Annotated in this window: 16 protein-coding genes; 8 read left to right on the forward strand and 8 right to left on the reverse strand. The window is 60.7% G+C overall.

Features of this window, described 5'->3' with window-relative positions; translation table 11 throughout:
* Positions 1-15: 15 nt before the first annotated feature.
* Positions 16-1,608: a bifunctional ADP-dependent NAD(P)H-hydrate dehydratase/NAD(P)H-hydrate epimerase gene (locus HMPREF1261_RS01710; protein WP_023029732.1), complete on the forward strand. Its 1,593-nt coding sequence runs from the start codon at positions 16-18 to the stop codon at positions 1,606-1,608.
* A 47-nt stretch (positions 1,609-1,655) separates the two neighbouring features.
* On the opposite strand, the gene HMPREF1261_RS01715 is transcribed toward HMPREF1261_RS01710, so the two are convergent.
* Together HMPREF1261_RS01715 and HMPREF1261_RS01720 are read right to left on the reverse strand one after the other, a co-directional pair.
* A complete protein-coding gene (locus HMPREF1261_RS01715; RefSeq protein WP_023029733.1) occupies positions 1,656-2,291 on the reverse strand; it encodes an ABC transporter ATP-binding protein in 636 nt (211 codons plus the stop codon).
* On the reverse strand, positions 2,292-3,275 hold the full coding sequence (locus HMPREF1261_RS01720) for an ABC transporter permease (RefSeq protein WP_023029734.1): 984 nt from the start codon (positions 3,273-3,275) through the stop codon (positions 2,292-2,294).
* A 153-nt stretch (positions 3,276-3,428) separates the two neighbouring features.
* On the opposite strand from HMPREF1261_RS01720, the gene HMPREF1261_RS01725 reads away from it, so the two are divergent.
* From HMPREF1261_RS01725 to HMPREF1261_RS01740, 4 genes are read left to right on the forward strand one after another with little or no spacing between them, the layout of a single operon-like run.
* Positions 3,429-4,526: a sensor histidine kinase gene (locus HMPREF1261_RS01725; protein ID WP_023029735.1), complete on the forward strand. Its 1,098-nt coding sequence runs from the start codon at positions 3,429-3,431 to the stop codon at positions 4,524-4,526.
* Entirely contained in the window at positions 4,519-5,136 is a 618-nt protein-coding gene (locus HMPREF1261_RS01730; protein ID WP_023029736.1) for a response regulator transcription factor, read from the forward strand. Before HMPREF1261_RS01725 ends, HMPREF1261_RS01730 begins: the two co-directional genes overlap by 8 nt.
* Complete coding sequence (locus HMPREF1261_RS01735; RefSeq protein ID WP_023029737.1) at positions 5,136-6,119, forward strand: NAD(P)-binding domain-containing protein; 984 nt, start codon at positions 5,136-5,138, stop codon at positions 6,117-6,119. Before HMPREF1261_RS01730 ends, HMPREF1261_RS01735 begins: the two co-directional genes overlap by 1 nt.
* 35 nt (positions 6,120-6,154) lie before the next feature.
* Positions 6,155-7,129, forward strand: a complete 975-nt coding sequence (locus HMPREF1261_RS01740; RefSeq protein ID WP_005275849.1) for an MDR family oxidoreductase — start codon at positions 6,155-6,157, stop codon at positions 7,127-7,129.
* Positions 7,130-7,212: 83 nt separating this feature from the next.
* On the opposite strand, the gene HMPREF1261_RS01745 is transcribed toward HMPREF1261_RS01740, so the two are convergent.
* A complete protein-coding gene (locus tag HMPREF1261_RS01745) occupies positions 7,213-7,659 on the reverse strand; it encodes a MarR family winged helix-turn-helix transcriptional regulator (RefSeq protein WP_034657824.1) in 447 nt (148 codons plus the stop codon).
* A 314-nt stretch (positions 7,660-7,973) separates the two neighbouring features.
* Between HMPREF1261_RS01745 and HMPREF1261_RS01750 the strand changes: the two genes are divergently transcribed.
* Complete coding sequence (locus HMPREF1261_RS01750; protein WP_232207965.1) at positions 7,974-8,612, forward strand: hypothetical protein; 639 nt, start codon at positions 7,974-7,976, stop codon at positions 8,610-8,612.
* A gap of 28 nt (positions 8,613-8,640) precedes the next feature.
* Here the strand turns inward: HMPREF1261_RS01750 and HMPREF1261_RS01755 are convergent, their stop codons facing one another.
* The 5 genes from HMPREF1261_RS01755 to leuS all read right to left on the reverse strand — a co-directional run bounded on the left by HMPREF1261_RS01755 (position 8,641) and on the right by leuS (position 14,497).
* Positions 8,641-9,207 (reverse strand): NADPH-dependent FMN reductase, encoded by a 567-nt coding sequence (locus HMPREF1261_RS01755; RefSeq protein ID WP_023029740.1) that lies wholly within the window; start codon positions 9,205-9,207, stop codon positions 8,641-8,643.
* A gap of 34 nt (positions 9,208-9,241) precedes the next feature.
* Complete coding sequence (gene nrdF, locus HMPREF1261_RS01760) at positions 9,242-10,255, reverse strand: class 1b ribonucleoside-diphosphate reductase subunit beta (protein WP_023016372.1); 1,014 nt, start codon at positions 10,253-10,255, stop codon at positions 9,242-9,244.
* A 39-nt stretch (positions 10,256-10,294) separates the two neighbouring features.
* Positions 10,295-10,768 (reverse strand): class Ib ribonucleoside-diphosphate reductase assembly flavoprotein NrdI, encoded by a 474-nt coding sequence (gene nrdI / locus HMPREF1261_RS01765; RefSeq protein WP_023016373.1) that lies wholly within the window; start codon positions 10,766-10,768, stop codon positions 10,295-10,297.
* Between the two features lie 144 nt (positions 10,769-10,912).
* Entirely contained in the window at positions 10,913-11,647 is a 735-nt protein-coding gene (locus HMPREF1261_RS01770) for a metal-dependent transcriptional regulator (protein ID WP_023029741.1), read from the reverse strand.
* 3 nt (positions 11,648-11,650) lie between these two features.
* Positions 11,651-14,497 carry a leucine--tRNA ligase gene (gene leuS / locus HMPREF1261_RS01775; RefSeq protein ID WP_023029742.1) on the reverse strand — a complete coding sequence of 949 codons (2,847 nt, stop codon included), beginning with the start codon at positions 14,495-14,497 and terminating at the stop codon, positions 11,651-11,653.
* Between the two features lie 297 nt (positions 14,498-14,794).
* Between leuS and HMPREF1261_RS01780 the strand changes: the two genes are divergently transcribed.
* Entirely contained in the window at positions 14,795-16,378 is a 1,584-nt protein-coding gene (locus tag HMPREF1261_RS01780; protein ID WP_023016376.1) for an alkaline phosphatase, read from the forward strand.
* A gap of 112 nt (positions 16,379-16,490) precedes the next feature.
* Complete coding sequence (locus HMPREF1261_RS01785) at positions 16,491-19,076, forward strand: hypothetical protein (protein ID WP_023029743.1); 2,586 nt, start codon at positions 16,491-16,493, stop codon at positions 19,074-19,076.

Genomic DNA, 19,076 nt, shown 5'->3' on the forward strand with positions numbered 1-19,076 from the left:
CCTATAGTGGCGGGCATGCGACCTGCCTATAGTGTATCCACCGTTCGTTCCGCCGAATCCGCGCTCCTCGCGCAGCAGAGCCACGATGATGAGCTCATGCGCCTGGCCGCTAGAGGCGTTGCTGCCGCGGCGAAATCCATACTGACGGGCCCTGCGCCACGCCGCATCACCATCCTGGCCGGGCCTGGCGGCAACGGTGGCGATGGCCTTTATGCAGGCGCTTTCCTCGCCGAGGAGGGCTATGGCGTGGAAGCGATACTCGTCGCCGATGCTGCGCACGACCCAGCGCTGCAAGCTTTTACCGCTGCCAGCGGGACCATTACAGATCAACCGCACGCGGAGGCTACCGGCCTACTCATTGATGCCGTCGCCGGCCTCAACTCCACCCGCGGGCTTAGCGGTGCCGGCCTTGCCGCGTACCGCGCGGCCAAGCAGCACGATATCCCGGTGCTTTCGGTAGATATCCCTTCTGGCATCAACGCGGATACGGGCGTGGCCGCGGAAAATGCCGTCGAGGCCACGATTACCGTGAGCTTCGGTTGGGCGCGCGCCGGCCATATCTTCGCCCCGGAATGCGGCACGGTGGTGCTCTGCGATCTGCAGCTGCCCAACACGCCGCGCTCCTTTGCGGAGGAGCTAACGGCCACGGCTGAGCCGGCGGGCTATATCGCCAACGAGCCCACCATCGATCTCCCTTTCCAGTGGCCCGGGGAGCCCGTGCTTGCCGATGCCCACCTCGGCCACGTCACCGCCCCCAAGCCCGTGGGCTGCACAGGCCCCATCGTGGATCCCACTCCCCACGCTTCGAGCACGAAATACACCGGCGGCGTCACCGCCATTTGCGCTGGCAGCAGTGCCTATCCCGGCGCGGGCATCCTGGCGGCTACCGGCGCGGTGCGCGCGACGCCGTCAATGGTGCGGGTGATAGATAACGATGCCGTGGTCCCCCACCTGCCCGAGGTGGTTCCCCACCCGAGCGCCGAGGACAAGGTACATGCCCAGGCGTGGGTGGTTGGCCCTGGCCGCGGCACCGATGAGGCAGCGGCGCGCGAACTCCGCGCCGTCTTAGATCGCGAGCTGCCCACGATCCTGGATGCCGATGCCCTGACGCTGCTCGCCCAGAACGCTGAGCTGCGCGATCGCGTACGCGCCCACCCATGCGCCATTCTCACGCCGCACGCGGGGGAATTTCGCCGCCTTTACGAGGCCGCCGTGGGCAATGAACTCGATCTACGCGAGGGCTTGGGTCCGCGACTTAACGAGCTGGCGCAAGAATTGGACTGTTTTGTATTGCATAAGGGCCGAATTACCACGGTGACAGCACCGGGCCAGGCGGTCTACGGAATGAATGCCGGCCACTCCTATGCCGCTACCCCCGGCTCGGGTGATGTGTTATCCGGTATTCTTGGCGCCACCATTGCGCAGATCGACCACGATAAAGCGGATGCTGAGTACATCATCATGGAGATCCTCCACGCCGCGGCCCTCCATCAGCACGCTGCGGCCATCGCGGCACATACCCCAGATGGCTTTGGTATTTGCTCCGCGTCGCAGATTGCCGCGGCGATGCCACAATCCATCGCGCGTCTGCTCGCCATGCATCGCTAACGCGCGCTAGCCCAAGCGCGTCAAGCGGCGGTTTTAATCGATGACGCCTACTCGGAGGCATCATCCTTTTGGCTCACGCGCCCGTCTTTGACCTCCACCACATAATCCGCGAATTTCAGCAAGGAACGGTCGTGCGTCACGAGCACGGTAGCCGTATGCATCTCTTGGGTAGTATCGCGCAGCAAGCGGATTACTTCTTCCGAAAGATGAGAGTCGAGGGCGGAGGTAGGCTCGTCTGCCAGCAACAGGTTCGGCTCATCCATCAGGGCGCGCGCGATATTCACGCGCTGGGCTTGGCCCCCAGAGAGCTGACCAATGCGCCGGTCCCCAAGTCCTTTAAGACCCACGAATTCGAGCAGTTCATCGGCCCGATCCTTACGCAGTTTGCGACCTGCCATGTGATCCATGATCAACAGCTGATCGCGCACCTTGAGCGAAGATAGCAAGTTCGACTGCTGGAAAACGAGGGAGTTCGTACCCTCCACACTCACGGTGCCGGAATCTGGGGTGATAAGCCCAGCTGCCACGGACAACAGGGTGGACTTACCGGAACCGGACTCGCCCACGATTGCGGTGAGGGTATCGGAGTCGGCGCTAAAGGTGGCATCATCAAGCGCCGTAGTAGTCGTCGTACCGTCCTGGAAGGTGACGGTGGCGTTGCGAATATCAAGGATGGTGGACATTTAGGCATTTCCTCCCAATGCATCGAGGGGGTTGGCTTTGGCTACGCGGCGGGTAGAGACCAGGGCACCGGCCATGCCCAGGATCCAGATGCCGACCGCGGGAACGATGATGGTGCGCACGGATACGTCGAAGGGGACGGTGCCGGAGGCCAGCAGGCCAAGCAGCCAGCCGACGAAAGCGCCGAGGATGGTGCCGGCGGCCAAAATCAGCGCGGCTTGGGCCAGGGCATCGCGCAGCAGGTAGCGCACCGAGGCGCCCAGGGCGCGCAGGATGGAGAGATCGCGGGTGCGCTGCAGGGTCCATACCGTCAGGAAGGCCACGGTGACCAGCGCGGAGATGCCGTAGAGGAAGCCCTGCATGGTCAACAGCGAACCGCGTTCTGACTGATACGCGGGCAGGCCGGAGAAGGAATCAGACATCTCGACCGAACCGGGGACCTCTTTGGAATGCAGGGCAACCGTACCGACTACGTCCTCTGGGGCGTGGCTTACCTTCTGCCAGGTCTCTGTAGATACCCATACCACCGGCGAGTGGGAGAACTGCGTTTCGGCAACGGTGCCCTCTACGGAGAGGTCTACCCCACCGATATTCACGGTGCCGGAGGCCTCAATCGTGTCAGACAGGACGGCGCCATCTTCCGGAATGGTGGCGTTGGTATTGGGGATAGTCGTACCGGCCGGCAGGCCCATCACACCTACCGCGCCCTCGCCCTCCAATTTAGTTTGCGTGGTGCCCAAGGCAATCGCATCGCCGGAGAGATCCTTGTCATAGATCTCGGACTCGTTATAGGCGGGCTCTTCGGTAGAAAAACTGACGTAGGGGTGCTCCTGCGCCACGGTCTCAAGCGCCGAGGTATTTTGCTTGGATAGGCCCTCCGTCAGGCCGGAGAGCATAACCAAAAGAAGGGTGATAAGCGCTACGGTGCCGCCGATGAGCCCGAAGCGGCCGCGCGCTGCGGTGATTTCACGAATGGCTAAGAACATACTTCTATAGTCCCTTTGCGCAGTTCAGAAGTAATCGGCGGCCTAGTTGAACCTCCAGTCAACCAACTGGTTGATCCCTCATCCACCCTCCGGCAGATACTGTAGGAAATTGTGTTTTCTGGACAGAAATTATGGCTCTGGGGCTTACACGCCATGTTCACGTTCCTGCTGCTTTTCGGCGTGGCCCGCGCCTATATCGATGACCGCTTGGACGCCCGCGCCATCCTTTTGGCCATCGGCCTAGCCGCGGTGTACGCGGCCGCGCACTGGATTCCCACCTGGCTCTGGCTCACCGGGCTGTGCCTGCTCTGGTTGGGGCTCATGGTCCACGCGCAGGATTTCATGTGGCTCGAGTTCCCGCTTATCTTCGTTTTCCTGCGTGCCTTGCCCAAGTGGCCAGGGCTTATCTCCATCACGGCGCTATGGGCGGCGGCCGCCTTCATTCCGGCGTGGCTGCATCCGGATGGCTGGTCCATCGCCGCGGCCATCGGCCCGCTTATCGGCACGACCTTTGCCGCGGGCGTGTTTTATATCCAGCGCCGGTTGCAGGCGGAGGCGGCGCACCACAGGGACATCGCCAAGCAGCTGCAAGAAACCCAGGCCGAGCTGGCCGCCAGCGAGCACCAGGCCGGGCGCCTAGAAGAGCGCGAGCGCCTGTCCCGGGATATCCATGACACCGTGGCCCAAGGGTTGAGTTCCATCCTGCTGCTCTCGCGCGCCGCCCGGAATGCCGATGACCTAGCGACCAAGAATCAACAGCTCGCTGTCATCGAGGACACCGCCGGCGAGAACCTGGCCGAGGCCCGTCGCTTCGTCCGCGAGCTCGCCGGTCCCGATGAGCGCCTGGAGACTCAGTTGGATTCCATCCTGTCGCAGATGCGCCGGCGAACGGAGGCTTTGGGCGGGGATACCACCTTTGAACTTGTCGTTTCCGGTAGCAAAGTCGTGCCCACCGATATCAAGCAAGTGGTCGTGCGTGCCGCGCAGGAAGGCCTTAATAATGTGATTAAGCATGCGCACGCCTCGCGCGCCGTGGTCACGCTCGGCCTTTTTGAGGATGCAGTCACCCTGGACGTCGTGGATAATGGGCACGGTGTAATGGAGCCTTTCCGCCACGGCGGCGACAACGGCTTTGGCTTGCAAGGGTTGTCCCAGCGCGTGGAGGCCGTCGGTGGCTCCCTGAGCCTCGAATCCGGCGATGGCACGGCCCTTGCCATTAGAATCCCCCTCAAGGAGCAGCGCCATGGTTAACGTCATGCTTATTGATGACCACCCCGTCGTCCGCGCTGGGCTGCGTGCGATCCTCAATACCTTTGCCGAAGTCCAAGTGGTCTTGGAAGGCAACGACGGCGCGGACGTGGACAAGCTCTTTACCGATGATGCCCCCGAAGTCGACGTCGTCGTCTGCGATATCCAAATGCCAGGTGTCGATGGCATCACCGCCACCAAGAAGGTCACCGAAGCAGGTGGCCCGCCCGTGCTCATCTTGACCACTTATGACACCCAAGCCGATATCTTGGCCGCGGTCGAGGCCGGCGCAATGGGGTATCTGCTTAAGGACTCGCCCGAGCAAGAGCTGCACCAAGCCGTGTTAAACACCGCCGCGCGCCAGCGCACCCTGGCCCCAGAGGTGGTCAACCTCCTGGCGCAGCGCGTGGGCCAGCCCGAGCAGTCCCTCTCCACGCGCGAGCTGGAGATCCTCCGCGCCCTTGCGACCGGCTCCTCCAATAAGGAACTGGCCAATCAGCTCTTCATTTCTGAGGCCACCGTGAAGACGCACCTCATTCACATCTATCAGAAGCTGGGCGTGGACACCCGCACGGCCGCGGTGACCGTAGCCCGCGAAAGAAAGCTCATTTAATGCTCGATTGCATCGTTATCGGCGGCGGGCAAGCCGGCCTGGCCACCAGCTATTACCTGCGCAAGAAGGGGCTCGACTTCCAGATCCTCGATGCCGAGCCCTCCCCCGGCGCGGCCTGGCGCCACGCGTGGCCATCGCTCACGCTCTTTAGCAATAGCGCGTCTTCCAACCTGCCCGGCTTGCCGATGCCCCACCACGATGGATTTCCGCCCGCCAGCCACGTCATCGATTACTTCGCCCGCTACGAGCAGCGCTATGACCTGCCCGTACGCCGGCCTGTGCGGGTCCAGGAGGTCACCCACGATGGCGAGCGCTTTCATGTCACCACCGATGATGAGCACCTCACCGCGCGCACCGTGGTGGCGGCTACCGGCACGTGGTCCTCGCCGTTTATCCCCTACTACCCCGGTTCCTTTGCCGGGCGGCAATGGCACTCGGCGGTCTACCCCGGGCCCGATCCTTTCCGCGGCGAGTCCGTCGCCGTTGTTGGGGCCGGCAACTCCGGGGCCCAAATAGCCGCAGAGCTCGTGCTCTCCGGCGTAGACACCACGTGGTTCACGGCGAAGCCGCCGCGGTGGATGCCCGATGACGTCGATGGCCGGGTGCTCTTTCAGCGCAACCGCGCCCGCCTTAATGCCATGATGCGCGGCGAGCCCGATCCCGGCGCGGATACCAACTTGGGCGATATCGTCGTTGTTCCTCCCGTCAAACGTGCCCGCGATGAGGGCCTGCTTAAGGCCTCCCCCATGTTCTCCAGCCTCGATGAGGTGGAGGCAGACCACCTCATCTGGTGCACCGGGTTCCGCCCGGCGCTGGGGCCTTTCCGCGCGCTTCTCGATGGCCGCACCCCCACCGCCGAGGGCCTCTTCCTCGTCGGCTACGGAACCTGGACGGGCCCCGGTTCTGCAACCATTACCGGGGTGAGCCCCTTTGCCAAGCAGACCGCGGGGGACATCGCCAAGCTCTGCTCCCCCGACCTTTAGCTGCCCAAAAATGGTTGCATCACAATTCACGTATCATGGTGAGCATGAGCACGCTACTTGTTACCCGTAACGAAGATAAATCCGTCACCACCTCCTTTGAGGAAGGGGAATTCCTGGGCGAGGGTGACCTGACCGTTGACGTCTCTTATTCCTCGCTGAACTACAAGGACGCGATGGCGATTACCGGCGATCCCGGCGTCGTCCGCACCAATCCACTGGTGCCCGGCATCGACGTGGTCGGTACCGTATCCGAGTCCAACGTGCAGCGCCTGCCGGTGGGCACCCTCGTTGCCTCCTTCGGCGATGGCCTTGGTGAATTCCGCCACGGCGGCTACACCCCAAAGCAGCGCGTCAATTCTCGCGCCACCGTTGCCCTGCCAGCAGATTTCACCGCGGAACAGGCCGCTGCCGTCGGTACCGCCGGCTACACCGCGGCGCTGTGCGTTAACTCGCTGCGTGGGCTTCCCGAGGGCCCCGTCCTCGTCACCGGTGCCACCGGCGGCGTCGGTTCCATCGCCGTCAACCTCCTGCGCAATGCCGGCTATGAGGTCCACGCCATGACCGGCCGCCCCGACGATTACGCCAACTACCTCCACGAGCTCGGCGCGCACGAGATCATTGACCGCTCCGAATTCACCGAGCCGGGCAAGCCCCTGCAAAAGGCCATCTACGCCGGCGCCGTAGACACCTCCGGTTCTCAGGAGCTGGCCAATGTCCTGGCCCGCACCAAGTGGGGCGGCACCGTTGCCGCTACCGGTATGGCCAGCGGCCCCGACCTGCCCGCCACGGTCATGCCCTTCATCCTGCGCAACGTGCACCTAGCCGGCGTGAACTCCGTCGATGCCCCGCTGCACTACCGCCAGAATGCTTGGCAGCTCCTCGCCCGCACCCTGGACCTGTCCATCCTGGAGTCCCTGACCAATACCCTCCCGCTGGAAGATGCGGTGGAGGAAGCACAATCGCTCATCAACGGCAGCCACCATGGCCGCACGGTGTTGAAGATTTCCTAACGTCCGAGTCTTTAGGCCTCAAAACTAGGAAGGCACCCCGTCAGTGACGGGGTGCCTGCCTTGTGCGATTGGCTCCCCGCATTCTAGGTATCGCCCGTTAAGCCGCGCACGATTTTTCTTGAGATGGAACCCAACTGCCGCAATTCCTCTCCCGTCAAGACGGAGACCACCTGATCATCCACCTTCGCGGTATGGCTCTCCAGTGCTGTAGCGAATGCTTCCTCGCCGAATTTCGTCACTGTGACTTCAATAGCTCGGGGTCCTAACTCCTCCGCGTGCCGCCTCTTGACCAACTTGCGCCCCTCCATCCGGACCAGTTGTCGGTGCAGCCGCGACTTTTCCCACCCCAGTTCCGCAGCCAACTCATGCGGCCGGGTGCTCTGCCCACGGCGGCGCTGCAGGACGGCCAACACCGCATAGTCCGCCTCGCTCACATTCGCTGTTACCTGCAGCGCGTTGGACAACTCCTTATGCAGCGCACGCTGCATCGCTACAAAATCCGCCCACGCCGCACTTTCCTCTGCGCGCACGGCACCTCTCCCTTTAACCTTTGACTTAAATGGCATTATACCCTGCGCAGTTGATTACTCAACTGTGTATCGATTTCCGCAGTTGATCCATCAACCCCCAACATTATTAAACGGCTTGGATTAAGCGTATCAATAATTCGCCCGCGCCATACTTTTGCCGGTTTAACAGCATGTACTTTGCTTTTTATAACCTATTTATTGGTGTTAATATTCGGTTGATTGTCACCACATTTAGTTTTTATTAAATAAAAACTGGCCTATTTTCAGACCGCCCGCGACTCCTGTAGAGCAGACGCCTGTCTATGATGGCGGGCATGGATAAACTTTTTAGCGCCTGCGGATTCGACTTCCTGGACACGGAGGAACTCATCGCGGAGCTTCCCGCAGACCGGACCCTGTGGGATGCGCCTGCTTTTGATCAAGTGCTCTACTATGCGGATCCCTCTGGCATCGCCGTCACGGCGATGGAGTACGAGGGGGAGTGGACCGTATTGCCGTCGTTCCGAGGCGGGGAAGACGTTGAGGCAACGCTATATCGCGCCATGCCATTTATTGGCATCTTAGAAATGGAAGATTTCCGGTGGGCAGTGCTTAGCGATGCCCCCTTCACGCTTCCCACCGGCAACCCCGTGGGCGGCGAAAAACTGCGCGGCCGCGTGCGGCCCGCAGTCGTTGCGCTGGACTATGAATTAACGGAACCGGCGGAGTTTTCGCTGCGATCCCCAGCCACGGAACGGTTTTATCAAAACTACAAGCCCAGCCTGCTCAACCCGCAGGTAGAGCTAGCGGGCACCGTAAACAATGTCGAGAAAAAGACCAATGAGTTTGGGGGAGGGGAGTTCTGGGTATGCGAAATCGATGGGCTCCCGCTCATCGTTGATGCCCCAGTTGAGGCGGGCCAGGGGATCCGAGCGCACGGCATCGCGCTCTGCGCCACGGAATACTGGGATTAACCGCCTCGCTGCTAGGTAGAGGCAGCTCCTAGTGTTGCGGAGCTGCAGGTACCAGCGCTAAAAGGCGATCGAGGTAGTCCCGCACGAAATCGATGGTGCTGGGCGGCTCGATCTTTCCATCCTCGCCGATGAGCTGGGGAGAATTGCCCAAGAATACCTCGGGCTGACCGGGCATCGGCATGTCGAAGTAGGACAAGGCTAGGCGCACATTCTTGTGGGAAGAATAGCCACCCATGCGGCCGACGGAGTGGCTGATGATGCCAGCTGGCTTATTCTTCCAGGCGACATCGGAATTGGGCTTGGACCCAATATCGATGGCATTTTTTAAGCACGCCGGGATCGTCCGGTTATTCTCGCTGGTCACGAACAAAATGGCATCCGCATCCTTAATCGCGTTGCGGAAATCGGTGTATTGTCCCGGCGTGGGTTTATCCTCCACGCCAGGATCGTCATAGTCGAAATCATAGAGCGGGAGGTCACGCAGGTCATAGCGCTGGCACTCTACGTGCTCGGGAACGAGTTCAATGGCATGGTTGGCGATCTTCTTCGCAATGCTTTCCCGCCGCAGGCTGCCAACGAGTACAAGAAGTTTCATGATGTGTGTCCTTTCGTGTGGAGACTTGTAAGTTTTAGAAATCCCAGTCGGCATCGGAGGTCTCTACGGCTTTGCCGATGATATAAGAGGACCCCGACCCCGAAAAGAAGTCGTGGTTTTCATCTGATCCTGGCGTGAGTGCCGCGAGGATTTTCGGGTTGACCTGGCATTCCTCGTACGGGAAGAGGTTGGGATAGCCCAGATTCATCAGGGCTTTATTAGCGTTGTAACGCACGAATGTAGCGACATCATCCATAAGCCCGTATGGTTCATAGAGCTCGCCGGAATAGCGCATCTCCAGGTCATAGAGCTTGCGCACGAGGTCAAAGGTGAATTCGCGCATTTCTTCGCGGCGAGCGTCCGTGGCGTGGTCGAGCCCCCGCTGGAACTTGTATCCGGAGTAGTAGCCGTGGACCGCCTTATCCCGCAGGATGAGCCTGATCATGTCAGCGGTATTGGTCAGCTTCCCGTGCACGCTAAAATGCAGTGGTAGATAGAAGCCGGCGTACAGCAGCAACGAGGACAAGAGGGTAGAGGCAACCTTGCGCTTTAGTGGGTCGTCGCCGTAGTAATGCACCATCACACTGGTCGCGCGCTGCTGCAGCACTGGGTTATCCACGGCCCACGCATAGGATTTTTCGATCTCTTCGGTGCTGGCCAGGGTGGAAAAGATGGAGGAATAGCTCCGCGCATGCACGGCCTGCATGAAGGCTATATTGGTATAAACGGCCTCCTCATGTTCCGTCCGGGCATCTTGAATCTGGCTGATTTCGCCCACGGTGGCCTGCACGGTATCCAGTAGCGTCAGGCCGGTAAAGACGCGAATGGTGAGATCGCGCTCGGCTGGATCCATGCGCGACCAATCGTTGCGGTCATTGGAAAGCGGGACCTTCTCCGGCAACCAGAAATTCGAGGTCAGGCGGTTCCACACCTCTAAATCCTTATCATCCCAGATGCGATTCCAGTTCACTGGGCGCAACGGGGTGGAGGCATCGTGGCGAAAATGCGGCGGGGTTTGGGATCGCTCAATGAGCTCTTGATATTTCATCGGTACTTTCTCTTTTCTTTGTCTTCGAGGCCCTAGCCGTCAGGCAATGGACGCGTGGGCGGTGGGGTAGAGGTGGTGCGCAAAGAAGTCCTGCAACCCCTCCCGTACGCGGGCAACATCGCGGTCGGTACCGAGCAGCTCAAAACGGTAGAGCTCAGGCACGCCGCACTTTCGGGCTATCTGTGGCCCGGCGCAGCAATACGCCTCACCAAAATTGGTATTTCCAGAGGTGATGACGCCGCGCAGGAGTGCGCGATTTTCCGGAACGTTGAGGAATTGGCGCACCTGCACCGGAATCGCCGCCTTGATATTGCCGCCGCCGTAGGTCGGGACGATGAGCACAAAGGGCTCGGTGACATAGAGCATTCCTTCACGCTTCGGCCGCAAAGGAATGCGTGCCGCTGGAAAGCCCAGCTTGTGGACAAAACGGTGGGTATTTTCACTGACCGAGGAAAAATACACAAGATTAGCGGCGGTCTTAGTGCCGCAGGGTGGCGTCGAGGCTGTAGTCATCTCGCTCCTTAGTGGCTGCGCCGAAGCGCACTTTCTGCTTCAACTACAGATCTAACGTACTTTTAACTACGCCGCAACTAACCACCGTTGACATGCGCAAATACTCCCCTTCTTTCAGAAAAGAAGGGGAGAGGGGCAGGAAAGTTACATGCGCACCCACACGGCGCGGGCTGCATGGGAGCTCAAAGAAAACGCCGCGGAATGTTCATTCTGGGCATTCTCGTTTTGGTTACCCTCTACGCGCACGGCCATCCCGCCGGAATAGGGCTGGCTTTCGCGCACGCTCACGGCAGCGCCGATGGTCAGGTTATTCTCGCTGAAAAAGCGCAGCAGATCGGCATCCGCATCACTGATGCGGTCGACTACACCGCCCTCGCCGGGCTCTAAATCGCTGAGTTTGCGCAGATCTCCTGGCTCGGACGCGGGGGGCGCAGCGTAGTCTGCGGGGTAGTCACCCGCGGCGCTGGGAATGGGGTCTCCATGCGGATCGCGGCGCGGGAACCCCAGTTCAGCGTCTATGCGCTCCAGAAAGAAATCGGAGACGCAGTGCTCCAATTGTTCAGCCTCCGCGTGGACCTGGTCCCAGCGGTAGTGCAGGGATTCCACCAGGAAAGTTTCAATAAGGCGGTGCCGCCGCACCATGGCGAGGGCAAAGGCACGCCCCTCGGTGCTCAGCCCGATGGCGCCATAGGGCGTATGGGTGACCAAGCCCTTTTTCTCTAGGCGCCGCACCGCATCCGACGCGCTGGACAGCCGTACGCCTATGTGCTGGGCGAGCATCTTGACCGTCACGGGCTCATCGTGCCATTCGCCCAGCTTAAACAGGGCCTTGAGGTAGTCCTGATTGGATGGCGAAAGGCCCGAGACGTCCACGCTCATTGGTTATTTAACCACCAGGTTCACCATCCGGCCGGGAACGTAGATCTTCTTCACCACGTTCTTGCCGGAGGTAAGGTCAGCCACCTTGGCATCGGCAAAAGCAGCCTCGAATACGGCGTCTTGGTCAGCATCGGCCGCAACGTTGATGCGGGATTTAACCTTGCCGTTGATCTGCACTGGCACCTGGATCTCATCATCTACCAGGTATTTCTCCTCAAAAGAGGGGAGTGGCTCGTAGGTGATGGTCTCATCGTGGCCAAAGCGCTGCCACAGTTCCTCCGCAATGTGCGGGGCGATGGGGGAGACCAGCTGGGCGATGGGCTCCACCGCCGCGCGCGGTGCCTCGGTGCGGTAGGTCTTGGTCAGGTAGTTGACGTACTCGATGAGCTTAGCCACGACCGTGTTCAGGCGCAGGTTCTCATAATCATCGCGCACGCCCGCGATGGTGCGGTGCAGCTGCTTCAGGTCATCCTGGGTGAGCTCGGCATCGGTAGTTGCCACTTCACCGGTGTCCTCATTGATGGCCAGGCGCCACAGGCGCTGCAGGAAGCGCTGCGAACCGACGACGTCCTTGGTCGCCCACGGGCGGGAGGTATCCAGCGGACCCATGGACATCTCATACACGCGCAGGGTATCGGCGCCGAAGTCGCGGCAGATATCGTCCGGGGCCACGGCGTTTTTCAGGGACTTGCCCATCTTGCCGTATTCCTGGTTGACCTCTTCGCCGTTGTAGTAGAACTTGCCGTCCTTTTCCTCTACCTCGGCCGCAGGGACATATACGCCGCGGGAATCGGTATAGGCGTAGGCCTGAATATAGCCCTGGTTGTACAGGCGGCGATACGGCTCCTGCGAGCTGACAAAGCCCAGGTCAAAGAGCACCTTGTGCCAGAAGCGGGCGTAGAGCAAGTGCAGCACGGCGTGCTCGACGCCGCCGACGTACAGATCCACACCACCCGGATCGTTTTCACCGTGCTCGTCTGGGCGCGGGCCGGTCCAGTAGCGCTCGTTTTCGATATCGCAGAAGGCCTCGCTATTGCGGGGATCGATATAGCGCAGCTGGTACCAGGAAGAACCCGCCCACTGGGGCATAACGTTGGTATCGCGGTAATAGGTCTGCGGGCCATCGCCTAGGTCCAGCTCTACCTCTACCCAGTCGCGGACCTTGGCCAGCGGCGGTTGTGGCTCCGAGTCCTTATCTTCAGGATCGAAGGAGGCCGGCTTGTAGTCTTCCACCTCGGGCAGCTCCACCGGCAGCATCGACTCTGGCAGCGGGTGGGCCATGCCGTCCTTGCCATAGACGATGGGGAAGGGCTCGCCCCAGTAGCGCTGGCGAGCGAAGAGCCAGTCGCGCAACTTGTACTGAATCTTGCCGCGGCCGGAGCCGTCCTTTTCCAGCCATTCGATGGCCTGGGCGATGGCCTCCACCTTATTCAGGCCATTGAGGTCCAGGCCCTTATCGTTGGCGGAGTTTACCAACGCACCGTCCTCGGTCCAGGCTTCTTCCTCGATATTGCCGCCGGAGACGACCTCCGTAATCGGCAGGCCAAAGGCCTGGGCAAACTCATAGTCGCGCGTATCGTGCGCGGGTACCGCCATGATGGCGCCGGTACCGTAACCGGTCAGCACGTAGTCCGCGATGAAGATCGGGATGCGCTTGCCGGAGACCGGGTTGGTGGCATAGGTGCCCAAGAATACGCCGGTCTTTTCCTTGTTTTCCTGGCGCTCCAGGTCCGACTTCGCTGCGATATCCGCGCGGTAGGACTCGACAGCTTCCTTCGGGTCATCGTTGCCGTAGGTCCAGCGCTCATTCACGTCATCGTCGTAAGGAATGGGGGACAAGAGGGCATCGACAAGCTCATGCTCCGGTGCCAAGACCACGTATTCCGCGCCAAAGAGCGTATCTGGGCGCGTGGTAAACACGTCGATGCCGTAGCCTTCCGCAGGGAAGGTTACCTCCGCACCGCGGGAGCGACCGATCCAGTTGCGCTGCATGGACTTGACCTTCTCCGGCCAATCCAGCAGCTCCAGATCATCGAGCAGGCGATCCGAATACGCGGTAATGCGCATCATCCACTGGGACAGGTTCTTGCGGAAGACCGGGAAGTTGCCGCGCTCAGACTTGCCCTCCGCGGTGACCTCCTCGTTGGCCAAGACGGTACCCAGGCCCGGGCACCAGTTCACCGTGGAGTTGGACAGGTACACCAAGCGGAACTCATCGACGGCCTGGGCCTTTTCCTGCGCGGACAAGTCCTCGTAGTAGCGCCCGTCCTTGGTGGTACGCTTATTGGCCTCCAATTCCTTGATGAGCTCAGCAATGGGGCGGGCCTTTTGCTGCTCTTCATCGAACCAGGAATTATAAATCTGCAAGAAGATCCACTGGGTCCACTTAAAGAACTCTGGATCCGTGGATTCCACCGAGCGGCGCGGATCGTGGCCCAAGCCCAACATGCCCAGCTGGCGGCGCATGTTGTCGATATTGGCCATCGTGGTGGTCCGCGGGTGCGTACCGGTCTGGATGGCGTACTGCTCGGCCGGCAAACCGAAGGCATCGTAGCCCATGGTGTGCAGCACATTCTTGCCCAGCATGCGGTTATAGCGGGCATAGGTATCGGTGGCGATATAACCAAACGGGTGCCCCACGTGCAGGCCCGCACCGGAAGGGTAGGGGAACATGTCCTGCACGTTGAGCTTTTCCTTGGGCAGCTCGCCCGCACCCGTGGCTAGCGAACCGACCGGGTTCGGCGCGTTAAAGGTCTCATGGTCCTTCCAATACTGCTGCCAAGTCTTTTCGATCTGGTTCGCCAGCTCAGGGGTGTAGCGGTACGACGTGGAATCGCTCGGTTTAGTCATAAACACACAGTGTAATAGCCCCAGCCCGGCGCGGGGTAGGCAGAGGTGGGTTTTGCTTCACTAATCCGGCACCGGGCTGGCACTCCGGCGGTGGCGGAGGGGGCCTGGGGCAAGGACTAAGGCCCGCCACGGAATGCTCCGGCAGTGTTTAGGAGCTATTAACGCGCAGTTCCTTTCGTGGTTAAATCGCGTTTTTATCTTCAACTCAAGGCTTTGCGCCCAGCCATGTCTGGGTCGTTTCTCTCTTGCTCGCAAGGCCGCCATCTCTTCGTCTCTCACTTCCACAAAGGACAATTCATGCGCACTTCTCTCCGCATTGGCGCCGCTGCCGTAGCCGCAACCGTGGCTACCGCTGGCGCAATTGCCCCAGCCACCGCCGCCGAATCCCAGGGCCCAAAGAACATCATCTACATGATTGGTGATGGCATGGGCTACGGCCACGTGGCATTTAATAACCTCTACGAAACCGGCCAATCCAAGTACTTGGTCGATGGCGCATTTAGCGCCGAAGGACCAGAAGAACTCGACGGCGAATCCGTGCAGCGCTTCGAAGACTTCAACCGCCTGTCCATGACCACTTACCCAAATAACTCTTCCTATGACCCACAAAAGGCGTGGGCTAGCCATGAGTACGTGGATAAGGGATACACCGATTCCTCTGCCGCGGGCACCGCCATGTCCACCGGTGTGAAGACCGATAACGGCAAGCTGGGCGTGAACGATTACGGCCACGAGCAGGAAAACACCTCCGAGCGCGCCAAGAAGGCCGGAAAATCCGCTGGTGTGGTCTCCTCCGTGCCGTTTAGCCACGCCACCCCGGCTTCCTGGGCGGCACACAACATTTCCCGCAATAATTACCTGGAGATTGCGGATGAAATGTTCAACTCTGATCTCGATGTCATCATGGGTGCCGGCCACCCGTTCTACGACGATGACAATAAGAAGAAGGATGAGGCCAAGTACAAGTACCTGTCTGAAGAGGTCTACAACAAGCTGTCTTCCGGCGAGTCCGACTGGAACTACGCCGAAACCAAAGAGCAATTTGAGGCCTTGGCCCAAGGCGATGTCGCGGCGGGGGAGAAGTACTTCGGCCTGGCGCCTGTAGCCTCTACCTTGCAGCAGGGGCGCTCCGGCGAGTCCACAGTGCCTTATGACATTCCGTTTAACGATGTCGTGGATCTTCCCACCATGACCACCGGCGCCCTCAACGCGCTGGGCCAAAATGACGAGGGCTTCCACGTCATGATTGAAGGCGGTGCCATCGACTGGAGCGGCCACGGCAACGAATCCGCCCGCGATATCGAAGAGGTACAGGACTTCAATAAGTCCGTCGATGCCGCCATCGACTGGGTAGAAGAAAACTCCTCCTGGGACGAGACCCTGTTGGTCGTTACCGCTGACCACGAGACGGGATACCTCTCCGGCGCCAATGAGCGCTCTGAGGGCAAGTTCAACTCCATGAATGGTGGCGGTGGCAACACCCTGCCCTCTGGCCACCAGTGGTACTCCACGCAGCACACCAACCAGGTGGTCCCCTTCTTCTTCAAGGGCGCTGGCTCCGAGGCCCTTCGCGCGAAGGCTACCCACACCGACCCCGTGCGCGGTGACTACATCGATAACACCACCTTGGCCAAGCTCACCTTGAATGAATGGTGGGTAAAGCACGATGACCAGGGCGGCAACGACCAAGCAGACGATTCTGCATCCGATCAGCCCGGCAACAATGACAATGGCGGTGACGGTTCCTCTAAGAGCGGGCTCTTCGCCGGCATCGCCGGTGCCGGTATCGCCTCGCTGGCCATCGGGGCCATTGCCTTCTTGGCGCAAAAGCTGGGCATCATCACCATCAACCCAAATGCGTGGCGGAACTTCTTCCACTAATCCAGGCGAATAATCGCGCGCAAAGGCTTTCATCACCGACGGTGGTGAAAGCCTTTTTTGGCCTCTGCCTGCAGAATCCACATCTTTTCAAAAATGATCTAGGCTGGTGTAAATGAGCCAGGAGAAGTTTCGTAGCCAGCTATCATCTTTTCTAGACGCGGCGGTATTTCAGGGGGTCCCGCATCTTCGCCTCGCGCCGGATACCGATACTTTAGAGCTTTACCTGCCAGCCGTAAGCGCGGCCTATGAACCAGAAGACCCGCAATGGACCGTGACCACGCAGTTGCTGGACGGCACGGAGGTCACCCGCAAGTTTTATTACGTCGCCGGTGAGGAACCTGGCTTGTGGGTTTCCATGCCGCAGCCCTTTACCCACCTTGCCGTAACGTTTGCGGAGCAGACCCTGGAGTTTGCGGGTATTGCCAATGGCGGCCTGCTGCTCGATTCCGCGCACCGCCCCGTCGATAGCACTCAACCCATCCCGCAGGGCGCATATACCTTCATCGCGCCGAACGGTACGCAGCTAACGCCTGCCCCGGATAGCCAGCCGCGCCCGCATGGCGCATGGGAAGGCTGGTCCATCTTTGAGGTAGCGGCACAAGATTCCTTCTCCATCGCTGTGCCGCGCCAGGACAAGGCCACCATCACCGTTGCGGAGAGCGCGGATTTTTCCTGGGATATGGCGGTCAAGTCCCTACCCAACGCGCGCGGGCTGGACGGCGAGCTGGTGTACACGAAATCCCCGCGCCTCCTGGTCAATACCCCACTGCACCTGCAGCTAACCTATGTCCCCATCGGTGGGGAAGAGGAAGAAATCTTAGAAGATGAGCTGCCGGAGGGGATCCATGAGGTTCTGCCCGGTGATGTCTTCGAAGACCCCTGGGTGGGCCGGTACCGCTTTAGCCTGTTTAAGGGCGAAGAGCTTGTCGATGTCCACTATCTCAACTTTGCCGAAACCCTCCACATGCGCTCCAAGAACGAGGGGCCCCGCGGCACCAACTTCCGCTTCATCGACGCCCTGGGTAACCTGTCACCGTTTAGCTATGCCTTGGCCTCGTCCCCCGATAAGCCCATTCACATGGAAAAGGGCCAGCGCGTATTTGGCGAAGACGAATCGGTGCGCGAGGAGACCATCAGCAGCGAAGCCGGCTATGAGCTAACCTTTGAGGTCATTCCGGCGACCATCCGCACGCGCGTGAAGCGCACCGCGGCCGAGCCCGTGGATTATATGGATAAGCAGGTCATCCTGGCGGATCAGCTGGATGCGGATGCGCTGTTTACGGTGCACTCGCCGGAGCCGCTGCCGCTGGCGAAATTCGTGGTCATTGATAAGAACCAGAAGATCCGGGATCTCGTGACCGCCAATGGCTCTACGGAAGCGACGACGGCCCTCTCCGTGCCGAATCGCGCCCTCAAGGCCGCGCTGACCAAGAAGTCCTCGCTGGAGCTCTACCTCCTGTGGTCCACGCTGACCTATGAGGAGTACCTAGAGGGCCTGCCGGATAAGGAGCGCGCGGCGCACCTTAAGCGCAGCATGGACCGCCGCGTGATGGAATACGAGGCAACCGCGGCAAGTGATCTTATCTATGCCGCCATCGCCACGGTGCGCAAGGCGCCGCTGGTGGCCCGCGCCACCATCGAAGACGGCATCTTGATGCCCGAGCAAACCCACGAAGAGGAAGTGGAGCTCTTGGCGTGGGCGTGGCCGCTTGGCAACCCCGCCAGCGAGCCGCTGCCCTTGGAGCCGGTAGAGGAGGGCTTCGAGCTGCCGGAGGAATTGCACGAGGCTGGCGATCTCATCGTGGACTTCCGCGAGGATGAACCGGCCAGCGATCTCGCCGCCCCGCAGTACCCGCCGGCGAGCTCGCTCATCATCTTCCACGACGGCGAGAGTGAGAATACCGCCGGCACGTGGGAGACCTATGCCGCCCTGCGCCGCCTTGCCCCCAAGGCCAAGGAGACCTTCGAGGGCGTTATCAAGGACATCGAGGCCGATCCGCGCGCCAGCCTCGATGCGCTCATGCAGGTGGACTTCGAGCGCGGCCAGCGCATGCGCGCGTTGGTGCGCACGGGCCTGATTACCCGTTCCTTTAGCCGCGAAGGGCAAGAGGCTGCGGATCCGTCTTCCGTGCTCGCCGCGCTTGCCGATGCCAACCAAGCCCACGTCGAACACTTCGGATCCCCCTCGCTGTGGCGGACGGCCACCACGGGCGTAGACGATGTCACCCGCCCCATGCTGCTCATGAGCGCCACCGGCGAGGCCCCAACGCCTGCAACGGACAGCGCGCAGCTGTGCGATGACGCCCACCGCATCGCCGCGCTGCGCGAGTGCTTCGACAACGACCTGGCGCTGACCCGCCTGGGGACCATGTCCAACCTGCGCACAACCGCGCTGCAATTGCGGGTGACGCTGCAGCAATTGGGCGTTGATAAGTCGGTATTGCACACCCTGCTCGCCTTGGACGCCTTTGGGGAAGGAAACACGGATCTTGGCGGCTCTGCTTGGATGCCGTTTATTTCCTATGTCTTTGCCATTGCCGCACGTGGGGTGGCCAATGGGAAGCTGACGGATGCGGCCGTGGCCTCCGCGCTGGATAACGCCCTCCCGCAGCTCGCGGAGGCGGTTTCGCTGGCCCCAGAGCTGTTTTACCGGGATATTCTCACTGCGGAGGCTCTGACCCGCGACTACAGTGACTGA

Origin of the sequence: Corynebacterium sp. KPL1818, from assembly GCF_000478135.1 — a bacterium.
GTDB classification, from domain to species: Bacteria; Actinomycetota; Actinomycetes; order Mycobacteriales; family Mycobacteriaceae; genus Corynebacterium; species Corynebacterium accolens.

Coding starts and splice junctions, on each gene's coding strand:
- HMPREF1261_RS01740 (WP_005275849.1), top strand. CDS start 6,155: ATGGTGAGCATGAGCACGCTACTTGTTACCCGTAACGAAGATAAATCC.
- leuS (WP_023029742.1), bottom strand. CDS start 14,497: ATGACTAAACCGAGCGATTCCACGTCGTACCGCTACACCCCTGAGCTG.
- HMPREF1261_RS01725 (WP_023029735.1), top strand. CDS start 3,429: ATGTTCACGTTCCTGCTGCTTTTCGGCGTGGCCCGCGCCTATATCGAT.
- HMPREF1261_RS01755 (WP_023029740.1), bottom strand. CDS start 9,207: ATGAAACTTCTTGTACTCGTTGGCAGCCTGCGGCGGGAAAGCATTGCG.
- HMPREF1261_RS01780 (WP_023016376.1), top strand. CDS start 14,795: ATGCGCACTTCTCTCCGCATTGGCGCCGCTGCCGTAGCCGCAACCGTG.
- HMPREF1261_RS01785 (WP_023029743.1), top strand. CDS start 16,491: ATGAGCCAGGAGAAGTTTCGTAGCCAGCTATCATCTTTTCTAGACGCG.
- nrdI (WP_023016373.1), bottom strand. CDS start 10,768: ATGACTACAGCCTCGACGCCACCCTGCGGCACTAAGACCGCCGCTAAT.
- HMPREF1261_RS01730 (WP_023029736.1), top strand. CDS start 4,519: ATGGTTAACGTCATGCTTATTGATGACCACCCCGTCGTCCGCGCTGGG.
- HMPREF1261_RS01735 (WP_023029737.1), top strand. CDS start 5,136: ATGCTCGATTGCATCGTTATCGGCGGCGGGCAAGCCGGCCTGGCCACC.
- HMPREF1261_RS01750 (WP_232207965.1), top strand. CDS start 7,974: ATGGATAAACTTTTTAGCGCCTGCGGATTCGACTTCCTGGACACGGAG.
- HMPREF1261_RS01715 (WP_023029733.1), bottom strand. CDS start 2,291: ATGTCCACCATCCTTGATATTCGCAACGCCACCGTCACCTTCCAGGAC.
- HMPREF1261_RS01710 (WP_023029732.1), top strand. CDS start 16: ATGCGACCTGCCTATAGTGTATCCACCGTTCGTTCCGCCGAATCCGCG.
- HMPREF1261_RS01770 (WP_023029741.1), bottom strand. CDS start 11,647: ATGAGCGTGGACGTCTCGGGCCTTTCGCCATCCAATCAGGACTACCTC.
- HMPREF1261_RS01720 (WP_023029734.1), bottom strand. CDS start 3,275: ATGTTCTTAGCCATTCGTGAAATCACCGCAGCGCGCGGCCGCTTCGGG.
- nrdF (WP_023016372.1), bottom strand. CDS start 10,255: ATGAAATATCAAGAGCTCATTGAGCGATCCCAAACCCCGCCGCATTTT.